This window comes from Streptococcus sp. 477 (genome assembly GCF_013277295.1).
GTDB classification, from domain to species: domain Bacteria; phylum Bacillota; class Bacilli; order Lactobacillales; family Streptococcaceae; genus Streptococcus; species Streptococcus pseudopneumoniae.
Genome location: NZ_VMMQ01000009.1, coordinates 1 through 4,540, shown reverse-complemented (window position 1 = coordinate 4,540; position 4,540 = coordinate 1). Strand labels below are relative to the sequence as shown.

At 39.1% G+C, this 4,540-nt stretch carries 1 protein-coding gene and 1 pseudogene; both read right to left on the bottom strand.

Annotated features, from left to right (window positions below):
- Positions 1 to 46 precede the first annotated feature (46 nt).
- Positions 47 to 451, bottom strand: a pseudogene (locus tag HT691_RS01475) (PD-(D/E)XK nuclease family transposase); the annotation flags it as partial.
- A 288-nt stretch (positions 452 to 739) separates the two neighbouring features.
- A complete protein-coding gene (locus HT691_RS01470) occupies positions 740 to 4,351 on the bottom strand; it encodes a trypsin-like peptidase domain-containing protein (RefSeq protein ID WP_138706268.1) in 3,612 nt (1,203 codons plus the stop codon).
- Between the last annotated feature and the right edge of the window lie 189 nt (positions 4,352 to 4,540).

Here is a 4,540-nt window from a genome sequence, read left to right as displayed (position 1 = left end):
CCTCTCGCATGCTAAAACTATGAAAAGCCAAGTCATCTGAGAACTAGTTACTATCCACAATTGCGATAGCGTATACTGGTGAGATGTGTTTATAACTCTGATGAGTATCACCTTCTCGTTGACGAATTTTTTCAAGATTTTGATTGACCTGACTGCACAAGTAAGCCCATAAACGATTGATGAAAAAATTCTGATGATGAACCTGAATTTCGATGATAACTTGCGTACCATTATCCAACTCCGCCAAAACATCTATACTGGTATAGAAATCTTGCGCCGAATAGGGCATGGAAGTCAAGACATGAATATTGCTTCCCTCCAAAATGGTCACATTTTTTGCTGGTAAATCCAGCATATCGCGGATAAATTGACAAGTGATTTCTGGGTTGCTAAAGATTTTCTTAGCAACCAAATCATTGGTCGGGCTAATGCCCGGATGTCTTAGAATCATATTTCCTCTCCTTTCATTATAGCACATTTTTAAATCTAGGTTTACTAGATTTACTGCTACTATCTATTTATTCGGAAAAGAAAGACAAAAGGAGCGAGAAAGTTAAAAATTATTAATCCTAATCACTTGTAAAGAGATAAATCTTGCTCATATTATTTATTAAAGACTCTATTTTACAAAAAAGATTACAAAATCAGCCGTTTTAGAGAACTCTTACCACTTCCTAGACTATTAATTCTAATGTTTTTTATACTACTCGCTTGCTCATCAATAGGTCATAAAGCAAAATCAGTTGATCCATTCCCCGTACTCGTTCACTCTATAGCCGTCTGGTGTTAGCGAATTGAAAAGTAGTTTCCCAAAAGCATCGATATAGTACCACTTTCCTTTATAATAAATCCATGTATTGGATTCCATGGAACCAGATGATCCTAAGTAGTACCACGCGCCACTTGAATCTTGGAACCAGCCTACCTCCATCATGCCATTATCCTTGAGATAATACCAATTACCGTCTGTATCCTGTATCCAACCGGTTTGCATGATTCCATTCGCATCAAAATAATACCATGCATCATTTTCTTTCATCCAGCCTGTCCGTTCTTTCCCATCGGAATTTCTAAAATACCACTGATTATTTATCTTATGCCATCCTCTTTGTTGATTATATGTAATAACAGAATGTTCAACAGTAGAAAGTGACATGTTATCCGCTTCAACGCCAAAAACAGCTGTTAACGATGACGAACCTGTCCCGTTCGTTGTGAATTGAGCAGTGGTTTCTGGGCTAGATAATCTTTCCTGTTTTGATGGAGTCTTTATTTTTCTCTCATCTCGGTGCCCTTCTACTGTCAATTTTTCTCCACCTGTAACTTTAGCCACAAAGTCTGGAACTTCCACTCTTTCAGGGACTAGTTCTTTTGAAGATACTATAGACTTCCCAAGGTCGCCTGGTATTTTTTCTCCCGATACTAAAACCTCTGATTCTGAAAATTCCTCACTAGACGCAGGCAGTTCTTCTCTGATTGGCGCATCTTTTGGAACTAGAAACTCTACTTTATCTGGAGATACCACTTCCTCTTTGAGATTACTTGAGTTTTCTTCCGTCGATGACACCACTTCCTTCACACCCTTAAGAACCACACGTTCTCTCATAGGTGTAACCTCGACTGTACGAGAATTTTCAACAATCTTTCCATCAGCTAAGACCTTATAAATCACCTTAGTAACTTCTTTACCTACATACCCCTCCGAAACAACCTCCGTTTTCCCTTTCTCTAACTCTTCAGAGTCCTCAAAACGCTCTGTAATCGGAAGTTCTTTTATGACACTGTTGGGTTTAATACCTAAAGTAATCACCTTGGATTGAGGAGCTATTTTCTTCTCAGAAACTTGAGAAGATACCGCTCCTGTATACTTATCTACTTGATAAGTAGTAGTTCGAGTAACCACCCCTCCTTTACCCTCTACAACTGAACGGAAACCAAGCTCTTTTGTTTCATCTCCTTGGTAAAGAGTATCAAAAGCAATCGATTCTTTTTCTACTTTCGGCTTAGTACCTTTATACACTACTCGGTAAATAAGTGGAACACCTTCTTTTTCACCCTTAGTATCCTCTGTACTCTCTTTTCCAACCTCAAGGGTACTATCACCTTCGTAAGTGGTAATAACCTCTGTTTTCGGCTCCTTTTGCGGTTTGAGAGGAGGTTCTACTTTATCTTTATCAGACTCTATTTTAGGTGTACTTGGTTTTTCGTCTTTTGGAGTTGAAGGAAGTTTATCCTTATCCTTCTCATCCACCAAAACTTCATCTCTTACATAGACAGGATCTTTTGGTTGACCCTCAATATAAGAACGAACCCAATCCAGCTGCTCTTTTGATAAGACTAAACCACCACTGCGGCTTCCTACAACACCATTTTGGTGAACTCCAATTAAAGCACCTTTGTCATTATAAAGACCACCACCAGACGCTCCAGGTTTTGTGCCTTCATAGCTGATACCCTCAATACCTGAACCGAAATCAGTAGTATCTACAACTTCACTATCCAAGACTGGAGATAAACGACCGTCCGGGAAACCATAAACCGAAACTTTTTCACCCTTAGCGATAGAAGTTGACTCAGAAACCATCTCTACAGGAGATACCGCTTTGAAATCTTCTTTTAGTCGAACCAAGGCTAAGTCATTTTTAAATCCAAATACGGAATCTTTTTTATTCCAATAAACAATATCATCATCTGAAAAATGCACAGACAACCCATTCGGTAAGGTTGCTTTATACACTGTATTGGTGCGACCAGATTTCGTAACGACCTCAGAACCTTTAACTGTTAAAAAATTATGAGCGACTGTTAACACCAAATTGGGTGCAATTAAAGTACCTGACCCCGACCCATCTGGCGTTTGAATGTGCGTTGTAGCATAGAAATTTTCTGAGCCATTCGGAGCTTGTAACACCTCTTTACTAGGCATAGGTAAGTTGGATTTGCCACTCAAGTCAACCTTACCAACCTCCGTTCTTGCGAAATCAGAAGACGAAGTAGATGAAGGATTTACTGAGTCAACAACAGCTTTTATAATGGTATTACCTAAAGCTAACTTACTGACATACTCATCAGACCAACTAGTATCACTTACTAGTTTGTTGACAGAAACTCCATTGTAAGATACCACTTTAGCTGTTGGGGAAGTTGCTATTAACTGTTTGAAGTCTGGATTTTGTCTTAAATGAAAATTCAAACCACTTCCAACAGGACCTTCCTGAACAACCTTATCTGAAATCAAAGGAGTTCCTTTAGTATCTTCCACTCGAAGTAGAACGCGGCCTTTTTCTTCACCTTTTACTAAAGTCGCTCGACCTTTTTCATCAAAACGATACAAAGCACCGTCAATCTCATACTCTACGTCTTTTAAGGCTCTGTGATTTTCATCATAATAGTAACGGTTTGCACCATCTATATACCAACCCTTTATACCATATTTATCAATCATAGAACGAATCCAAGCTCTGTGCTTTTCCGTAAAAATCGTACCACCCCCAATACGCTCACTCTCAGGAGCGTTTGAAGTATTTGTTCCGTGCTGGTGGATACCGACTACCTCTCCCTTATCATTAAACAAAGGAGCACCTGAAAAACCTCCTAAAGCTGAGGAATGATAAGTGACTGCACCACTCTCTTTATTGATACTGCTCACAGTTGTTGAGACTGAATAAGCCTTACCGTCTTTCAAGCGAGCTTTATTTTCTTTACTTAAATTTGGAGTAGAAAAATCATTGGGATATCCGACCATAGTGATTTTATCACCAGTAGAAACCTCTTTATGACTCAACTCTCTTGGAGAGTCCTCACCACCTGTCATAGCTTCTACAGGCTTTCTCGTAACTACTACCGCTAAGTCATTACCATATTCTTTACCAAAATTCTTCTCATCATACAAATGAATAGAACCCTTTTCAAGAGCTTCCGATACACCAGAAGTAGGTACTTTATTGTTCTTTTCTGTCTCTGAGTTCATCACAACATAACTACGAGCAGACTCCCCACCACGCAAGACCGCAGACTTATCCTCTTGGTTTTTATCATAGTAGTTATGAGCTACTGTTACCATCACATTCGGCGCTACAAAGACACCACTGCCAGACGCGGTTTGTTTTCCACTCGTACCACTATCATAAGTGGTATAAGTCATAGCAACACCCTCAGCGGACTTCTCATGAACGCTCACATCTTTTATATCATCGCCACCTTGAATGACGTCAGCATACACTGTTCTTCCTCCAACAACTGGTAAATCAGGAATCGACAATCCAATCATACTCACCAATGCCAGACATCCCACCAATCCATAAGCTTTTGACTTACGAAATTTTCCTAAACCCTTTAAATATAAAAACATCTTTTTCCTCACTTTAGTTTCTAATACTTATTTATCCAGATATAATAGCTTACAATCTTTTAAAATCTTCAAATAAGTTATGATTGTTCCATACTCTTCAAACCATGTCAGCCTTGTCGTGCCGTATGTATATGTTACTGACTTCGTCAGTTCTATCTACAACCTCAAAGCGGTGTTTTGAGCTGACTT